Consider the following 15,490-nt stretch of genomic DNA (forward strand, 5'->3'; position numbering starts at 1 on the left):
CCCATGACCACCGCAGTCCGACCGCCCGCCGACCGCCCCGCGGGCCCGCCGTCCGGCGCGGGGTCCGGTCCGTCGGCCGGTGCCCTGCTGTTCCGCGCGCTGCGCGGCAATATGCGGCAGTACGGCATGATCATCGCGCTGGCGGTCATCGTCCTGCTCTTCCAGGTCTGGACCGGCAACGCCCTGCTGCTGCCCAACAACGTCTCCAACATCGTCCAGCAGAACAGCTACATCCTCATCCTCGCCATGGGCATGATGATCGTGATCGTGGCCGGGCACATCGACCTGTCCGTCGGATCACTGGCCGCGTTCGTGGGCGCCGTGGCAGCCGTCCTGATGGTGCAGCACCACGTCCACTGGCCGGCCGCGCTGCTGCTGTGCCTGGTCATCGGCGCGGCGGCCGGCGCCTGGCAGGGATTCTGGATCGCCTACGTCGGCATACCGTCCTTCATCGTCACCCTCGCCGGCATGCTGCTGTTCCGCGGCGCGACCCAGATCGCCCTGGCCGGGCAGTCGCTGTCCCCGTTCCCCGGCGCCTTCCAGAACCTCGCTCAGGGCTTCCTGCCCGAGATGGGGCCGTACACCCGGTACCACAACCCCACCCTCGCGATCGGGCTGCTCGTGGTGGCCGGGATCCTGCTGCGCGAGCGGCGCGACCGGCGGGGCCGGGCCGCCCACGGGCTGGAGGTGCTGCCGCGTTCCCTGTGGCTGCTCAAGTGCGCCGCCATCACGGCGGCCGTCGCGGCCTTCACGCTGACGCTGGCCAGTTACCACGGCGTACCGGTGGTGCTGCTGATCATGTGCGCGCTGCTGCTCGGGCTGGGCTTCGTGATGCGGGACGCGGTCGTCGGCCGTCATGTGTACGCGCTCGGCGGCAACCGCGCGGCGGCCCGCCTCTCCGGCGTCAAGGACGCGCGCGTCACATTCCTGGTCTTCGTCACGATGGGCGTCCTCGCCGCACTGGCCGGCTGCGTCTACGCGGCCCGCCTCAACGCGGGCACCCCGCAGGCGGGCATCAACTTCGAACTGGAGGCCATCGCGGCGGCGTTCATCGGCGGCGCCTCCATGAGCGGCGGCATCGGCACGGTGTTCGGCGCGGTCGTCGGCGCGCTGGTGCTGGGCGTGCTGAACAACGGCATGTCCCTGGTCGGTATCGGCACCGACTACCAGCAGCTCATCAAGGGCCTGGTACTGCTGGCCGCGGTCGGCTTCGACGTCTGGAACAAGCGGCGGACCGGTACGTAGCACCGCCGGCGCGACACACCCGCAGCAGCACGCCGGGGCCCTGCCGTCCGACGGCGGGGCCCCGGCGCGGCGGGCGACCGGCACGGCGGGCGCCCCGGTCCGGCGCTGCGTGCCCGTAGGCCGGTCACGCGGCGGGCAGAGCTGCCCCGCCACCGGCCTCCGCCGCCCCGGCGGCTCCGGCCGTGAGTACGGCGCCGCCCTCGGCGGGCGTCTCGGAGAGCAGGGAGTCGTCCTCGACCCGGGCGCCCGGCAGCCGGTGCCGGGCCGCGACCAGGGCGGTGTCGACGTCGCGGGTGCCGGTGGAGACGCACAGGGTGTAGGCGACGTCGTCCATCCGCTGCCGGACCTCCGGGCTCCCGTCCGCCGCGTTCAGTACGCGCAGCGTCTCGTACTGCTCGACCAGGTCACGCAGTACAGCAGGGTGAGCCAGCAACATCAGGGGCCTCCTCGTTCGCCACTGTCCATGAACAACTGCGCTCCGTGTACCCGGCCGCCCCACCCGTACGCCCCCGACTTTCCCCCGCGCACACACGCCTCACGCAGCCCCGGCACACCGGCCCGCCGAAACCCGCCGCACCGCCCGTCTCACCCCGCGAACTCCGGCTGCGCCAGCCCCCGCCCCGCGTCCGGCACCACCAGCAGCGAACCGCCGAGCGGCGACCTGCCCGGCCCGCCGCGCGCCGTGGTGACGTACAGGTCCGTGAGCCCGGCACCGCCGAACGCGCAGGCCGTGGGACGGCCGGCCGGCATCGGCACGACGCGTTCCAGCTCCCCGCCGGCGCTGTAGTGCCGCACCTGGGCGCCCTCGAACATCGCCACCCACACCCCGCCGTCGGCGTCCACCGTCAGCCCGTCGGGGTAGCCCGCCGTGTCCGCCGGCTCCTCGATCTCCACGAACGGGCGGCGGCCGGCCACCAGCCCGTCGTCCGTGACGTCGAAGACGTCGACGCGCCGCGTGGGAGTGTCGATGTAGTACATCAGGCGACCGTCCGGGCTCCATCCGGTGCCGTTGCTCACCGTGACGTCCGACAGGACCCGGGTGGCGTGGCCGTCCGGCGCGATCCGGGTCAGCGTGCCGCGGCCCGGCGCCTCGTCGTACGCCATGGTGCCCGCCCACAGGGACCCGTCGGGCGCCACGGCCGCGTCGTTGCCCCGGCAGCCCGCCACGGGTTCGCGGCACAGCCATGTGAAGGCGCCCGCCGCGTCGTACGCGCCCACGCCGTCCCGCAGGTTGACCACCAGCCCGCCCCCGGTACGGGGCTTGGCCGCGCCGACGTGCTGCTCGGTGGCCAGGACCGTACGGCGGCCGGTGGCCGGATCGAAGGCGTGGACGCGGGCGGAGAGGATGTCCACCCAGATCAGCCGGCCGGCACGGGCGTCCCACGTGGGCCCCTCGCCGAGCCGGGCCGGCACGGCGGACGCCACTTCCCAGGCCCGGCTCACGGCTGCCCCCGGTGGCCGAGCCGCGCGGACAGCTCACCGGCGCCCTTACGGGCCAGCGCGGCCAGTTCGGCGCACCGCTCCTCGCTCCACCGGATCATCGGCACCGAGACGCTGAGCGCCGCCACGACCCGCCCGGAACGGTCCCGTACGGGTGCCGCCACACAGCTCACGTCCGGGTTGGACTCGCGCTGCTCCACCGCCACACCACGGTCTTGGATCAGCGCGAGCTGGTCGCGCAGTTCCGCCGGCGAGGTGACGCTGTGCTCCGTCATGGCCGTCAGCTCCGTGCCCTCCGGGACGCGTTCGGCCAGTGCGGGCTCCGGCAGCGAGGCCAGCAGCATCTTGCCGACGGCGGTGCAGTGCGCGGGCAGCCGGCGGCCCGCCGCGGACACCATCCGTACGGCGTGCGTGCTGTCCACTTTGGCGACGTAGATGACATCGGCTCCTTCGAGCATCGCGACGTGCACGGTCTCCCCGCACGTCTCGGCGACCTCACGCGCCACCCGCTGCCCCTCGGCCGCCAGGTCGAGCTGCTCGGCGTACCGGCTGCCGAGCTGGTACGCCCGCACTCCGAGCCGGAACCGCCCCGGCTGCTCCGGCACGCAGGCGAGATAGTTGCGCGCCACGAGCGTACTGACCAGCTCGTGCACACTGGTGCGCGGCAGGCCGAGCCTACGGGTGATGTCGGGGGCGGACAGCGTGCCGTCCCCGTCGAGGAAGAGCTCCAGTATGTCCAGGGCCCGCGTCACCGCGGGCACGAGCCGCCCCATGCGCTTCCACCCCTCATCCGTCCGAACCGCCCGGCATCACCGGGCGTTCGGTATACCGGCCAGACGTCGATATCACGGACAGAGCCTAGGGGGCGACCCTGGGGCCGGCAACGGGGACGGTGCCCCACTTGCCCAAAGCACCGCGCAGGCGGTGCTGTGCCGTCCGGTCCGCCTCGACCTCGCCGCTCGCGTTCCGCTTCGCCCCATCACCGTCCCAACCGGTCGAGGTATTGGGCCTCCCCGTTGCCGAGCGACCAGTCGGCATCGGTGTTCTCGGTCAGCACGACGAAAACGTTGCGGGGTTCCGTCCCCGCGTATTCCTGGGCGAGCTGGGCGATACGCCGGTACAGCGCCTGCTTCTGCGCAGCCGGCCGGCCACCCCGCAAAGTGATCGCCACGTACACGATGCCGTCGTCCCGCTGCACGCCGAGATAGGTGCCGTGACGCAGAACGCCGCGCTCTCCGTCATGTCCGGACAGGATCTGGAAACAATCGTCGTCCGGGAAACCCATCGTCTCGCCCAGTGCCTCTTGGACGGCACGTCCCAGTGCATTCAGTCGCCGGGCGTCACAGCCCAGAACGTCGATGCGGACAAGCGGCATTGAGCCTCCAAGGGCGATCGGCGGAGCAACAGCAAGATCGTACATACTAGTAGGTACACGTGCGCGAGTGCCGTGGCGTGACGGAAGCGACTGCACCGGCCGGACCGTCCGTCCGCCCGGCACCGTCACGGCGACCCGCCGGGCCGGTGCGGGCAGTCGCCTGCCGGGGTGAGGGGAAGGCGGGGGTAGAGGCCGGTGCGGTCCAGGGCCGGGCGGATGGCGGGACTGGCCGTGGTGAGGACCAGGCTTCCATCGGCGTGCTGCAGGGCGCTGCGGATCCCGAGGAGGGTGTACACGCTGGCGTTGTCGCACCAGGTGACGCCGGACAGGTCCAGGGTGAGGTGGCGTTTGCCGGCGGCCGCCAGGGCGGTGGCCGCATCCGACAGGGCGGTGACGGTGGCGTAGTCCAGTTCCCCGGTCAGGCACAGACGGGCTGAGCGGCGGTCGGCGGCGGTCTCGCGAGTGGTCAGCCGGGGCCGGGTGGTGGACATGTCCGGGGCCCGGAGGTTTTGCGCCATGCCCCTTTGCTGCCCCGTCAGAGCGGCACATCAGAGGCAGCGTAAGGGCGCGCAGTAGCACGTCAGGGCGCACTCCGCCACCCCGTCAACGCCCCTCGCCGGCGGCAGCTCCGGGCAGCAGCGGGCAGTACGGGGTGCCCCTATGCCTGTAGGTCGTGGGGCACTCGGCCGGGCGCCTCGGCATCGGCCTGCGCAGAGGTGGCGTACGCCGGGTCCTGTGACACCGGCGTCCTGCACCGCGCCTTCGCGGACGGCCTGCGCGCGGCGTACGGCAAGGTGCCCGTCTCGGGACACCGAGGGTGACCACGCCTCGCAAGCGCAAGAACGACGGTCGCCGGACGGGGTTCACCATGGTCGATCCGGGCGGCAAGCCGGCCACCGCCCTTGAGAACGCCGTCGTCCTCGGTGATTCCCAGGGCGCCACCGCCCAGGCCGTCAAGATCCTGGATGCGAACCTGGCCCGGGAGCAGGAGACCGCGCAGCCCGCCGACCTCGTCGAGGCCCTCGTGTACCGCGCGGAACTCGCCCTGCGTCAGGAGAACTCCGAGCGGGCCCGGGCCCTGCTCGCCCGCGTCCGCGCGACGGCGCTCCAGGACGGTGAGCGCGAGCGTCTCGCCGACTGCCTCACCGTGGCGGAGGAACTGGCGAAGGACCTTCCCGCGGGCCCGCGGAACTGACCGGTCCCAGTCCCGGTACGGCAGAACACCTCCCGGACCGGGACTGGGACCGCTTACGGCATCTCGGCCCAGCAGCACGCCACCCTGCGGACCGGCGGGTCCTCCTCCCCGGGCCTGCGTCAGGGCCGGCCATGAGGGCGCACGGCTGCGGGCCGTCGCCGCCGGACGGGCCGCAGTCCGCCCGATCGTGCCGACGCGGCCGTTTCCGAAGATCCGCCGCACAGCCACCTGCCGCCGGCTCCGGCAGCTACCGGGCCGGGGAACTGCCGAGGCCTTGCCCGGCAATCATGCACAGCTGTCCGGCGTGTCGAGGCCGCGGGCGGTGACCAGGTGGGCGGTGCCGTCGGCCAGCCGGTAGGACAGGCCCACCACCGCGACGCGGCCGGCGTCGACGGCCTCGGCCAGCAGGCGCGAGCGGTCCAGCAGCAGGTCGACCGTGTGCCGGATGTGCTCGTCGATGAACTCGGTGTCCTCGGTGTGCCCGGCGGCGCGGGAGGCCAGCACGCTGGGCGTCACCCGCTCGATGACATCGCGCACATAGCCCCCAGCGGTCGCACCGTCCTGGACGGCACTTCGGGTCGCCGCGACCGCGCCGCAGGCATCGTGCCCGAGCACCACGACCAGCGGGCTGGCCAGCACGCTCACTCCGTACTCGATGCTGCCCAGCACCTCCGGTCCCATCACGTGTCCCGCGGTGCGGACCACGAACAGGTCCCCCAGCCCCCGGTCGAAGATGATCTCCGCGGCCAGCCGGGAGTCGGAGCACCCGAAGAGCACGGCAAAGGGACTCTGCAGGGGGGCGATTTCGGTGCGGCGGGCGGAGTCCTGGTTCGGGTGCTGTGGCGCACCGGCAACGAACCGCTCGTTGCCGGCCAGCAGCATGTCGAAGGCTTCGCGAGGTGTCGGCGTCTGGTTATCGGTCATGGCCGGAAGATTACGGTCTGGCTCGAACGACCGCACACATGCCTCCCGGGCCGCGGCCGGCCGGGCATGATGCGGCGCACGTACCGCGGTGGAATGCGGGAAGTCAGCCGAGGCGTCCGTCAGCCTTGAGATCGCATTTCCAGAACGGCTTGTCCGCCGTGAGGTCCGTACCGAGGGTGTCGTTGATCCGCTGGGCGGCGGAGGACGTGAGGTGAAGAGCGGCACCGTCCACACTCACCCGGAATGTGCCCGACAATCCGGTCTCGCCGTGAATACTGGAGGGCGGGATGTCGTAGGACACCACGGGGCTCGGTCCGTCGTCCTCGTGTGTTCCCTCCCGTGTCTTGACGGTCACCGTGAAGGAGCCGGTGCCGGAAGGCACCTTGCCCGACGGGTCGACGAACTTGATGCTGTTGCCTTCCCTGTCGCGCAGGACGAAACCGCCACCGGCGGAGATGTGTCCTTCGAGGCGGATGCTCACCTGGCCTTTGACGGGGGACCAGCGGACCTTGCCGCCTGGCAGTGTCGCGGCGGGCGCGACGGCTTCGAAGCTGATGGCCTTGTCCTTCAGGGCGTTCGCCGCCTCCTCGGACAACGCGCACTCCACCGAACCTTCATTGATGGTGCCGATGGTCATATCGGCCGCGTAGGCGGCGGTCAGTGACCCCGCCACCCCGATGGCGACAGCAGCGAGCACGAGTCGACGGCGCATGGGACGTACCTCTTTCTCTTGGTGATCTGTCGGCTGGAATGTCCTGGCGTACCGGTTTGCCGCGGGACGGACGAAGCAGAGGGAGCGTGTTTGCCCGCGTGGCCATGAGTTCGGTGCCGCGGCGGGAATCAGGAGCCCTTGGGCCGAAATGTTGGTGAAGTGCGTTGCCGAATGCCGTGCGCACCTGTGCGTCGATGGCTGCTGATCGGTGTCGGACGAGAACGGGCGTGTGGCCCCGATGGGACGACGCCTGTCACCCCGGCATCTGGGCGCCGTGGGCCGTTCCTGCACATGCGTCACCAATTCAGTAAGCGAAGCATTTCCCGTCAACTTGCCTTTATGCAGACGTCGTTCGAACGAGTGAAAGGCCGGCGGCGAGCCCGCGAGAAATGGGCGCCAAGGCCGGCAGGTCTGCCTCAACGGCACGACGGGCGGCAGGGAGGCGGGCCGGGGCCGGGTCGGTCAGCCGCAGCCGCCGGCGGTGTCCTGGTCGTACGCGCCCACAGAGCCCAGCAGTTGGTGCGGCGGCGGGGCGATGGGCCCATGGCACCCCACGTGCTCGGCCTGGGGCTGTGCGGTCAGCTTCGCCACGAAGTCCTCGACGCGGTCCAGGCCCCAGAACCGGTGCCAGCCGACGGCGAAGTACGGGATGCCGAAGACCTCGTCGTCGTAGCCGGTGGCGAGCGCGTCGACCGCTTCGGCGCGGACCCGCGGGTCGTCCACCGCCTCCACCAGCTCGGCCAGCCGCTCACCGCCTGCGGCGAGCACCTTCCGTAAGGTCCCGGCGTCGCAGATGTCCTCGCCGCGTTCCCAGCGGGCGGCGGCCATCAACGCGTACGCCTCGTGCTGCCGTCCGAGGTGCCGTGCCTTGATCCACGCCAGGTGCGGCAGGTCCCACCAGGGCTCCTCGCCGTCCACGGGCCAGGTCATCCGGTACCCGAAGCGGGCGGCCATCCGCCTCGTGTCCTGCAGGATGTAGCGGTGCTTGGCCCGGCTCATCCGCACGTAGTGGAAGCCGCGGCCACGGGCCGTGAGTTCGTCGGTGATCCGCTGGTCGGGTTCCCAGAAGGGCCGGTGGTCGATGTGCTCGCGGGCCTGGGGATACAACTCCTCCAGGCGCCGCAGGCCCATCCAGCTGAACGGGGAACGCAAGCTGAAGTAGAGGCGTGGTGGGCGCTTCACCGGGTGCCTCCCAGGAGGGCCTTGATGGTGGGCGCGTCCAGTTCGGCCAGCGTGCCGGTGCGTTCACCCACCGTGTGCGCATAGCCGTGGGTGATGGCCGCCGTCGCTGTCGGTACGAGTTCGCCGCCGCGTCGGACGTAGCAGTCCATGCGGGCGTCGAAGAGGATGTCGCGGACGATGCCGGTGACCGCGAAGACGGTGTGCAGGTCCTCCTCCATGAAGGCGTCCGCGAGCATCCGGATGCGGGTGCGGTGCACGACGGGCACCCAACCGCGGCCGGCCAGATAGTCCCCGACCGCGATTCCCTGAGCCGCCAGGTACTGGTCGACGACATCCTCCAGAACCCGGATGTAGCCCGAGTGCTGCATGCGGCGGTCGTAGTGGCAGTAGTAGTACGGGATACGCCGACGCCACCGGAATGCGTGCGTTCCCGGGCCGGTCGGGACGGTTTCCGGGACGGCCGGTGCGGCCGGGCTCAGCAAGGCCGGAGGACTTCCGGTGCGGACGGGCGGGTCCAAGGCGTCGATGGAGTCGACGGCCAGTGCCTGGAGTCCGGGGGGCAGCGGCGGACGGTCCGTCCGGTCCCGGTCGGCGACGAGGGCCACCCGTACCGCACCCCGGAAGGCCGGACGCGTCCGCCGGGGGCCGTCGGCCACCATCCGGGCCTTCAGCCGCAGGCCCTGGCGCGGCACGGGCTCGGTGACGGTCAGCCGGGTCCGGGCCGTCTGCCCGACGGTGAGGGGCGCGGAGTAGCTCCCGGACGACTCCACGACGTCGAGCCCGTAGCCGAACTCCTCGTACATCCGGCGCGCGCTGTGGCCCGACCGGTCGAAGTGGTCGAGTACGGAGTCTTCCAGGAGGTAGAGGTACTGCTTGAAGCCGGCCCAGGTACGGACGTTGACACCCTCGTAGCGTGGGCGGCCGACAGCGCCGACAGCACGAGTACTGCTCGGCATATTCATGGCAATCTCCATAAGGCGATCAGGCGGCGGGCGGGGCAGACGGTTGGGACCGGCGAGCGGCGTGACGCGGGGAACGCTCCCCTCAAGTAGGTGCCTGGAGTCCGAGCAGGGCCGAGACGTACCCGTCGGCGTGATCTCCGCAGGTGACGCGCACCCATCCGGCCTGGACTCGCTCGCGCAGCCAGGCTGCCGCGACGGCCGTACGGACGATGCCGTCTGCTCCGTAGCCCGGCCCCAGGGGCGCCACTGGCGGTGGACCGACGGTGTCGGTGCGCACTGCCGAGGGGCCGTCCGGCGGGGACGGGGCAGGCAGGCGGGGATCGTAACGGGTGAACCGGTCCAGCAGCAGCGTGTCGGCGCACGGTGGGCTGGGCGCGGGTTCGAGGATGACGCAGGCGGCCTGTGCGCAGGGCCGCGCCCCGGCGCGTTCCGGGGCGCGGACGGCGTGCAGGGCGCGTGTGGTGGCGTCGTCCGGCTCGACGCCGATGACCACCACCCGTTCGGCGCGGTCCGCGCGGATCAGCAGCGCGGCCAGGCGCAGAGCTTCCAGGCCACCAGCGGCTCCGGAACACACGGTGAGGTTCGGGCCGGCCAGGCCGTAGCGCAGAGCGGTGGTGCCGGCGATGACGTTGGCGGACAGGTTGGGTCCGGCCAGTGGGCTGATGTCCCGGTACGAGCCGCGCTGCACGGCGCGGGCGGCCATCCGGACACTGTGGGCGTTGCCGAGATGCGAACTGACCACCACCGCGGTGCGCTCCGGTACCGACGGTGAGGATGGCGGACGTCCCGGAGGCAGCCCCAGGGCCAGGTGCGCGGCGCACAGGGCGAGGCGGGTGGCCGGTTCCTTCACGAACAGTCCTTTGCGCCCCAGCAGCAGGTGCGCCTCCTCGGGGGTGTGCCGCGCGATGGGCAGGCCCTCGGGCAGCTCCGGAACAAGCCCCGGTACGGCCAGAGCGAAGCCGGTCACCGCGACGGCGGTCATGGCATCGCCTCCAGTACGCCGACGGCGTTCACCCCTCCGAGGCCGAACCCGTTCACCTGCGCCAGGCGCACCGCGGCGGTGGTGCCGTTCCCGATCACGGGTCGTACGCCCCGCAGTTCGTCGATGGGCCTCCGCAGCCCCGTGACCGGCGGAACGCGCCCGGTGCGGAAGATGTCCAGCGCGACGGCGACACCGTGCAGCACCGCGCTGCCCGAGGTGTGGCCGATCGCGCCCTTGAGCGCGGTCAGCAAGGGCCCTGCCGGGGCGCGGGCGGCGAAGACCTCCCGCAGGACGGTGGCTTCGGCGGGATCATTGAGCGCGGTCCCGGTTCCATGGGCGATGACCAGTTCCACGTCCCGCGACGCGATGCCCGCGCGGCGGTGGGCGTCCCGGACGGCACGGGTGATGCCCGCGGGGTCGGGGGCCGTCTCGTGGCGGGCATCGCAGGACAGGCCGACACCCAGTACCCGGCCCAACGCGTCGCGGCCCTCGGCGGCCACGGCTTCCTCGGGCTCCAGCACCAGGGCGACCGCCCCTTCGCCCAGCAGGACGCCCTTGCGGTCCCGGTCGAAGGGCCGGACTCGCTCGGCGGGGACCGTGGCCGTACGCCCGATCAGAGCGAGCATGCTCACGGCGAGTCCGTCGCAGCCGGCGACGAGCACCGCGTCCGAGTCCCCGGCAGCCAGCAGATCGCAGCCCAGAGCCAGTGCGTGGCCCGAGGCCGAGCAGGCGTTCGCGAGGGTGACGATGCCGGTCGCCCCGGGCAGGGCCGACCGGACGGTCTCGGCGAAGTGCAGCTCGGCCGGGTCCGGCGGTGGGGCGTCCAGGCCCCACCGCTCCAGCCCGCGAATCTCCCGCAGGCCGGTGCCCACCAGGACGCTGACCCGCCGGCCGGTCGTGTCGAGCCGTGCCGCACGGACCGCGTCGCGCACGCAACGGGCCAGCCAACGGCTGGGACGCCGTGGGCGTTCCCCGTTCCCGTCCGCTATCTCGTACCCCTGCGTGACGCCGAGCCGGACGCCGTCCAGGTGGCGGAGCGGGGCCGCACCGCAGCGCCCTTCGAGCAGGGCCGCGAAGGTCTGCCGCCGGTCGCCGAAACAGGTGAGCAGTTCACAGCCGGTGATCACTGCGGGCATCGGGGCACCTCCTGAGCACGGCAGCTCCGGCCGCGCCGTCCCAGCCGAGCGAGGTGACGAGGGCGACCGCCCGGCCCGGCTCGGGCTGCGGTGCGCCGAACCAGGCCATTACGGCGGCCAGTTGGACCGCGGCGGATGCCCCGAGGCAGTCCCCGCTCGTGTCCGAGACACGGTGGTGACGGCAGACCGCTCGCGCCAGCAGGCGGTCCAGTGCTCGCTCCTCGGCCCTGGTACGGGGACAGTCCTCCGGGCCGCCGCAGGTGACGACCAGGTCGACCTCCTCCGGGGACACCTGTGCCAGGTCCAGCGCGCGCCTGGCACAGTCCTCCACCGTCGAAGACACCGCTCGCGGTGCCGCTTCGCCGGTGGCCAGTTCGACGGCGAGCAGCTCCGCGCGGCACCGGTGCTCGGCCCGGTCCCCCGTAGGTTCCAGAGTGAACAGGGCCGCGGCCTCGCCCAGCAGCCGGGCCTCCCCGCCGCCGTGCCAGTGGCGGGCGAGCCAGGCGTTCTGCGGGGAGTACTCCTCGGCCGCTCCGGCGATCATCGCGGTGGCGTGTCCTGCGCGCAGTGCGTTACGGGCGTACCGCAGTGCCGCCAGGGCTGCCGGCGGTCCCGCGGTGAGGGTGGCGTTGACCCCACGCAGTCCGTACCGGATGGCGGCCTGACCGGCGGCACCATTGAAGACCGCGTTGGGAAAGAGCTGCGGGCTCACCTGGTAGGGGCGGTCCTGGAGATAAGTCTCCCGGCCGAACTCCCAGGTGGAGCGGGCGCTCCCGAGGTTCGTGCCGAGGGCGAGGCCGGTTTCCTCGGTCTCCGAAGTGTGCGCGGCCAGTTCCGCGTCCTCCAGGGCCAGGCCACAGGCGACGACGGCCATGGCGGTCACCCGGTCATAGACGGAGGTCCCCTTGCGGCCGAGGTACTTGCGGATGTCGAAGTGGGGCAGGACGCAGGCGGTGTCGCGGGGAAGGGGTTCGTCGGACAGTGCGGAGGCGTCGGCCGTGCCGCCGGCGCCCCGGAGCACCGCCTCGGTGAACTCGGCCGCCCCGACGCCCAGCGGTGAGACGACTCCCCAGCCGGTGATGACCGGTGCCGGATTCATTCCACCCTCCCCAGCACGGTGACGGCGTTGTTGCCGCCGAAGGCGAAGCCGTTGTTCTGCACCCGGTTCAGCCGGGCGGGGCGGCCCCGGCCCGGCACCGGGTCGAGATGGGGAAGGCCGGGGTCTGTCTGTTCGTGGTGTGCGGTGGGCGGCATGAACCCCTCGGCCAGTCCCACGGCACAGGCGAGCACCCCGAAGGCGGTCGCGGCGCCCATGGTGTGGCCGAGCATCGACTTGACGGAGGCGGTGGGCGGCGGGGCGTCGCCGAAGACGTCGAGGACGGCACGCCATTCGGCCGCGTCGTTGACCTGTGTTCCGGTGCCGTGGGCGCAGATGTAGTCGATCTCGCCGGCCTCCACTCCGGCATGGCGGTGGGCGCGGCGGATGGCCGTCGCCATGCCGTGGGGGTTGGGCGCGACCATGTGGTCGGCGTCGCAGCCGAGGCCGTGGCCCAGCACCTCGGCGTAGATGTGCGCACGCCGGGTGCGGGCGGATTCCAGCGGTTCGAGGAGCATCGCGGCGCCCCCTTCGGCGATGAGCATGCCGTCCCGGTCACGGTCGAAGGGAGCGCAGGTCCTGGCGGCCATGACGCCCATCCGGCAGAACCCGGCGTACGCCCAGCGGCTGAGGGAGTCCGCACCGCCCGCGATCATGTAGTCGGCATCTCCGTGGGCGACGGCGTCGTGGGCGTAGCCCACCGCATAGTTGCCCGCGGCGCAGGCGCTGGCGATGGTCATCGGCTCGCCGGTCCAGCCGAGTTCCCGGGCGACGGCGCAGGCGATCCGGGAGGCGGGCAGCCGCCGGCTCACGTGCGGGTCGAGCCGGTCGAGCCCCTTGGCGGCCCAGCGGGCCGTTTCCTGGTCGACGAGCCCGCTCTCGCCTCCGGTCGTCCCCATGCTCACTCCGGCGCGGTGGCGCGGTAACCGGGCCGGGTCCAGGCCCGCGTCGCATACCGCGAGCCGTGCGGCCGCCGCCGCGAACAGCGAGGCCCGGCCCCACTGGTCCAGGGTGAGCGTCTCCACCATGGCGGACGGGTCGAAATCGGTGACGGCCCCGGCGTAGCGGGTGGGGAAGCCGGCGAATGCGTCGCCCGTCACTTCCGAGATACCGCTGCGGCCCTGGCGGAGCGCGTCGGTGAAGGCGCGGACGCCGATGCCGATGTTCGACACCGGTCCCACGCCGGTGATGACCACGCGGCGGGGCATGTCACTCCTGCGGTTTGGTGAATTTCTCGACGATGTCGTACACCGCTTGGAGGTGGTTCATGTTCGCCAGTTCCTCCTGCGGAATCTCGATTTTGTAGCGCCGTTCGATGCGGGCCAGCAGTTCGATCGCCTGGAGCGAATCGGATTCGTGGTCCTCGACGAACCGGCTGGTCGGGGTGAGTTCCCCGGGTTCGGTCTCCAGGACCTCGGCGGTCATCTCCCGCAGTTCCTCGAAAAGCTGTGTGGCGGCGGTGGTCACGGTTTCTCCCCGGGGTCGCTGGGCGGTGGCAGGGACGGCGTCTCTCCTCTGCCGCTGGAAAGGTGGGATTTCGGGCAGACGACGGCCAGCGCGGAGCCGACGGACAGGACGCGCCGCCCGCCGGCCCAGGTGGAGCCGCTGAACGTGAATGCGGTGTCGCGTGAATGATCGATGCGGATTTCGTGGCGCAGCGTGTCTCCTGGGAACACCGGGCCGTGGAAGACGCAATCGCGTGCCTGGGCGAAGATCGGAGCGGCGCGCGCAGGGGTGCCCGCAGTGGTGCTGCGCAGCCGGAGAACGACGCCCGCCTGGCCGAATGACTCCATCAGCAGAGACGACGGGGACGGGCAGGCAATGGCCTCGGGAGCCACCCGCCCGTCAGGCCCCGCGTGGCGCATCTGGTGCCCGTCAGGCCGGGGGCCGGAAACGGAACGTAGACGGAAGTCCAGCCGGAAGACCGAGGTCTGCCGGCCGTCGCCGCGTCGGCACCGGGCCCCGACGCGCAGCAGGTACGGGGCGCCGTCGTCGAGGGTGCCGGTGGCCCGCAGGTGCAGTGTGTCGCCGGTCGGCAGCGGTTCGGTGAAGCGGACCGAGCGTACGGCGGACAACACCGCACGGACCGAGGGCCCCCAGTGGTGCCGTACCAGGACCTGCACCGCCCGCCGCACGGCTTCGAGGACGAAGACACCCGGATACATGGGAGGCCTTGGGCTGGGTCCGGCCACGCAGGGATCGGAGCGGCGCACCGTCTTGGTTGCTTCCACCGTGAGCCCGGACAGGCAGTGAACCTCATCGACGGCATGCGAGTGGGCCGCTCCGGTCCCGGAGGCGGACGGCAGGGAAAGGACGACGGATGTCATACGGCGATGCCTCCGTCCACCTGGATGACCTGTCCGGTGATGTAGGAGGAGCGGTCGGAAACCAGGAAGTCCACGGCGTCGGCGACATCCTCGGGTCGCCCGTAGACGCCGAGAGGAATTCTTTCCAGCGCGGCTTTGCGGGCGCGTTCCGGCAGAGCGGCCGTCATGGCGGTCTCGATGAATCCCGGCGCCACGACATTGACCCGCACCCCGTGCGGCGCCATTTCCTTGGCCATGGCCTTGGACAGTCCGATGATGCCGGCTTTCGAGGCCGCGTAGTTGCACTGGCCGGCGTTCCCGTGGATTCCACCGACCGATGAGATGTTCACGACGGCGCCCTGCCGCCGCTTGAGCAGCGGCAGCGCCAGACTCCGGCAGAAATTGTAGGTGCCGCCGAGATTGGTGTCGATGACGGTACGCCACTGCTGTTCCCGCATGAGGGCCAGCGCACCGTCCCGCACCACTCCCGCACAGTTGACCAGTGCCTGCACGGGGCCGAACACCGCTTCCACCTCGGTGACGAACGCGTCCACCGCTGTGCTGTCGGTGACGTCGACGCGCGTGCCGTAGCAGCGGGTGCCATCCCGTTCGACTTGTACCGCGAGACGTTCGGCCTCGGCCTGTGCGTACCGATAGCAGAAGGCCACATCGAAGCCGGACCGGGCCAATTGCTCCACCACACTCCGCCCGATGCCCCGGGACCCGCCAGTCACCAATGCACAGGGTTTTCCCGTCATGCATCCCCCTGTTGCCGATGCCTCGTGCGGGCATGCCGACATCATTCGCGTTCACCTCGTCCCTTCATGGATGCCCACGCGAGCGCGGACAATAAAGAGGGAGCGATGTTGAATGTGTTGCCCCGGACGATGCAACACGTTCAACACGGGAGCGCTCTTCCCGGTTGCCGGACCCGG

At 71.6% G+C, this 15,490-nt stretch carries 18 protein-coding genes; 2 read left to right on the top strand and 16 right to left on the bottom strand.

All coding sequences use genetic code 11. From position 1 onward, the window contains the following. Nucleotides 1-3 precede the first annotated feature (3 nt). Nucleotides 4-1,245, top strand: coding sequence for a multiple monosaccharide ABC transporter permease (mmsB, locus tag ACZ4Z1_RS00500; protein WP_468484367.1), 1,242 nt, complete (start codon nucleotides 4-6; stop codon nucleotides 1,243-1,245). A gap of 124 nt (nucleotides 1,246-1,369) precedes the next feature. Here the strand turns inward: mmsB and ACZ4Z1_RS00505 are convergent, their stop codons facing one another. From ACZ4Z1_RS00505 to ACZ4Z1_RS00525, 5 genes are all read right to left on the bottom strand, one after another. Next, nucleotides 1,370-1,681: a DUF5133 domain-containing protein gene (locus tag ACZ4Z1_RS00505; RefSeq protein WP_468484368.1), complete on the bottom strand. Its 312-nt coding sequence runs from the start codon at nucleotides 1,679-1,681 to the stop codon at nucleotides 1,370-1,372. 149 nt (nucleotides 1,682-1,830) lie between these two features. Then, nucleotides 1,831-2,688 carry an SMP-30/gluconolactonase/LRE family protein gene (locus ACZ4Z1_RS00510; protein WP_468484369.1) on the bottom strand — a complete coding sequence of 286 codons (858 nt, stop codon included), beginning with the start codon at nucleotides 2,686-2,688 and terminating at the stop codon, nucleotides 1,831-1,833. After that, the gene (locus tag ACZ4Z1_RS00515; protein ID WP_468484370.1) at nucleotides 2,685-3,458 is read right to left on the bottom strand and encodes an IclR family transcriptional regulator; all 774 of its coding nucleotides are present in this window, start codon (nucleotides 3,456-3,458) and stop codon (nucleotides 2,685-2,687) included. Before ACZ4Z1_RS00515 ends, ACZ4Z1_RS00510 begins: the two co-directional genes overlap by 4 nt. Nucleotides 3,459-3,664: 206 nt before the next feature. Further along, entirely contained in the window at nucleotides 3,665-4,060 is a 396-nt protein-coding gene (locus ACZ4Z1_RS00520; RefSeq protein WP_468484833.1) for a tautomerase family protein, read from the bottom strand. Nucleotides 4,061-4,185: 125 nt separating this feature from the next. Continuing rightward, nucleotides 4,186-4,578, bottom strand: coding sequence for an STAS domain-containing protein (locus tag ACZ4Z1_RS00525; RefSeq protein WP_468484371.1), 393 nt, complete (start codon nucleotides 4,576-4,578; stop codon nucleotides 4,186-4,188). Nucleotides 4,579-4,877: 299 nt separating this feature from the next. On the opposite strand from ACZ4Z1_RS00525, the gene ACZ4Z1_RS00530 reads away from it, so the two are divergent. Further along, the gene (locus ACZ4Z1_RS00530; protein WP_468484372.1) at nucleotides 4,878-5,255 is read left to right on the top strand and encodes a hypothetical protein; all 378 of its coding nucleotides are present in this window, start codon (nucleotides 4,878-4,880) and stop codon (nucleotides 5,253-5,255) included. A 285-nt stretch (nucleotides 5,256-5,540) separates the two neighbouring features. Here ACZ4Z1_RS00530 and ACZ4Z1_RS00535 read toward each other — a convergent pair whose 3' ends face one another. The 11 genes from ACZ4Z1_RS00535 to fabG form a co-directional block, all read right to left on the bottom strand. Beyond that, nucleotides 5,541-6,179, bottom strand: a complete 639-nt coding sequence (locus ACZ4Z1_RS00535; protein ID WP_468484373.1) for a carbonic anhydrase — start codon at nucleotides 6,177-6,179, stop codon at nucleotides 5,541-5,543. A 103-nt stretch (nucleotides 6,180-6,282) separates the two neighbouring features. Continuing rightward, nucleotides 6,283-6,891, bottom strand: a complete 609-nt coding sequence (locus ACZ4Z1_RS00540; protein WP_468484374.1) for a hypothetical protein — start codon at nucleotides 6,889-6,891, stop codon at nucleotides 6,283-6,285. A gap of 462 nt (nucleotides 6,892-7,353) precedes the next feature. Continuing rightward, a complete protein-coding gene (locus ACZ4Z1_RS00545; protein WP_468484375.1) occupies nucleotides 7,354-8,073 on the bottom strand; it encodes a DsbA family protein in 720 nt (239 codons plus the stop codon). After that, on the bottom strand, nucleotides 8,070-9,029 hold the full coding sequence (locus ACZ4Z1_RS00550; protein ID WP_468484376.1) for a thioesterase: 960 nt from the start codon (nucleotides 9,027-9,029) through the stop codon (nucleotides 8,070-8,072). Before ACZ4Z1_RS00550 ends, ACZ4Z1_RS00545 begins: the two co-directional genes overlap by 4 nt. An 88-nt stretch (nucleotides 9,030-9,117) precedes the next feature. Next, entirely contained in the window at nucleotides 9,118-10,017 is a 900-nt protein-coding gene (locus tag ACZ4Z1_RS00555) for a beta-ketoacyl synthase N-terminal-like domain-containing protein (protein WP_468484377.1), read from the bottom strand. After that, nucleotides 10,014-11,153 (bottom strand): beta-ketoacyl synthase N-terminal-like domain-containing protein, encoded by a 1,140-nt coding sequence (locus ACZ4Z1_RS00560; protein WP_468484378.1) that lies wholly within the window; start codon nucleotides 11,151-11,153, stop codon nucleotides 10,014-10,016. Before ACZ4Z1_RS00560 ends, ACZ4Z1_RS00555 begins: the two co-directional genes overlap by 4 nt. Then, a complete protein-coding gene (locus tag ACZ4Z1_RS00565; RefSeq protein ID WP_468484379.1) occupies nucleotides 11,128-12,252 on the bottom strand; it encodes a beta-ketoacyl synthase N-terminal-like domain-containing protein in 1,125 nt (374 codons plus the stop codon). The genes ACZ4Z1_RS00560 and ACZ4Z1_RS00565 overlap by 26 nt, the downstream gene beginning before the upstream one ends. After that, a complete protein-coding gene (locus ACZ4Z1_RS00570) occupies nucleotides 12,249-13,457 on the bottom strand; it encodes a beta-ketoacyl-[acyl-carrier-protein] synthase family protein (protein ID WP_468484380.1) in 1,209 nt (402 codons plus the stop codon). Before ACZ4Z1_RS00570 ends, ACZ4Z1_RS00565 begins: the two co-directional genes overlap by 4 nt. Before the next feature lies 1 nt (nucleotide 13,458). Next, the gene (locus ACZ4Z1_RS00575; protein ID WP_468484381.1) at nucleotides 13,459-13,716 is read right to left on the bottom strand and encodes an acyl carrier protein; all 258 of its coding nucleotides are present in this window, start codon (nucleotides 13,714-13,716) and stop codon (nucleotides 13,459-13,461) included. Beyond that, on the bottom strand, nucleotides 13,713-14,414 hold the full coding sequence (locus tag ACZ4Z1_RS00580; protein WP_468484382.1) for a hypothetical protein: 702 nt from the start codon (nucleotides 14,412-14,414) through the stop codon (nucleotides 13,713-13,715). The genes ACZ4Z1_RS00575 and ACZ4Z1_RS00580 overlap by 4 nt, the downstream gene beginning before the upstream one ends. 158 nt (nucleotides 14,415-14,572) lie before the next feature. Then, nucleotides 14,573-15,313, bottom strand: coding sequence for a 3-oxoacyl-[acyl-carrier-protein] reductase (gene fabG / locus ACZ4Z1_RS00585; RefSeq protein WP_468484383.1), 741 nt, complete (start codon nucleotides 15,311-15,313; stop codon nucleotides 14,573-14,575). Nucleotides 15,314-15,490 lie beyond the last annotated feature (177 nt).

The organism is Streptomyces sp. NPDC030165, from assembly GCF_055573595.1.

Coding starts and splice junctions, on each gene's coding strand:
- mmsB (WP_468484367.1), top strand. CDS start 4: ATGACCACCGCAGTCCGACCGCCCGCCGACCGCCCCGCGGGCCCGCCG.
- ACZ4Z1_RS00505 (WP_468484368.1), bottom strand. CDS start 1,681: ATGTTGCTGGCTCACCCTGCTGTACTGCGTGACCTGGTCGAGCAGTAC.
- ACZ4Z1_RS00515 (WP_468484370.1), bottom strand. CDS start 3,458: ATGGGGCGGCTCGTGCCCGCGGTGACGCGGGCCCTGGACATACTGGAG.
- ACZ4Z1_RS00520 (WP_468484833.1), bottom strand. CDS start 4,060: ATGCCGCTTGTCCGCATCGACGTTCTGGGCTGTGACGCCCGGCGACTG.
- ACZ4Z1_RS00525 (WP_468484371.1), bottom strand. CDS start 4,578: ATGGCGCAAAACCTCCGGGCCCCGGACATGTCCACCACCCGGCCCCGG.
- ACZ4Z1_RS00535 (WP_468484373.1), bottom strand. CDS start 6,179: ATGACCGATAACCAGACGCCGACACCTCGCGAAGCCTTCGACATGCTG.
- ACZ4Z1_RS00540 (WP_468484374.1), bottom strand. CDS start 6,891: ATGCGCCGTCGACTCGTGCTCGCTGCTGTCGCCATCGGGGTGGCGGGG.
- ACZ4Z1_RS00550 (WP_468484376.1), bottom strand. CDS start 9,029: ATGCCGAGCAGTACTCGTGCTGTCGGCGCTGTCGGCCGCCCACGCTAC.
- ACZ4Z1_RS00555 (WP_468484377.1), bottom strand. CDS start 10,017: ATGACCGCCGTCGCGGTGACCGGCTTCGCTCTGGCCGTACCGGGGCTT.
- ACZ4Z1_RS00560 (WP_468484378.1), bottom strand. CDS start 11,153: ATGCCCGCAGTGATCACCGGCTGTGAACTGCTCACCTGTTTCGGCGAC.
- ACZ4Z1_RS00565 (WP_468484379.1), bottom strand. CDS start 12,252: ATGAATCCGGCACCGGTCATCACCGGCTGGGGAGTCGTCTCACCGCTG.
- ACZ4Z1_RS00570 (WP_468484380.1), bottom strand. CDS start 13,457: ATGCCCCGCCGCGTGGTCATCACCGGCGTGGGACCGGTGTCGAACATC.
- ACZ4Z1_RS00580 (WP_468484382.1), bottom strand. CDS start 14,414: ATGTATCCGGGTGTCTTCGTCCTCGAAGCCGTGCGGCGGGCGGTGCAG.
- fabG (WP_468484383.1), bottom strand. CDS start 15,313: ATGACGGGAAAACCCTGTGCATTGGTGACTGGCGGGTCCCGGGGCATC.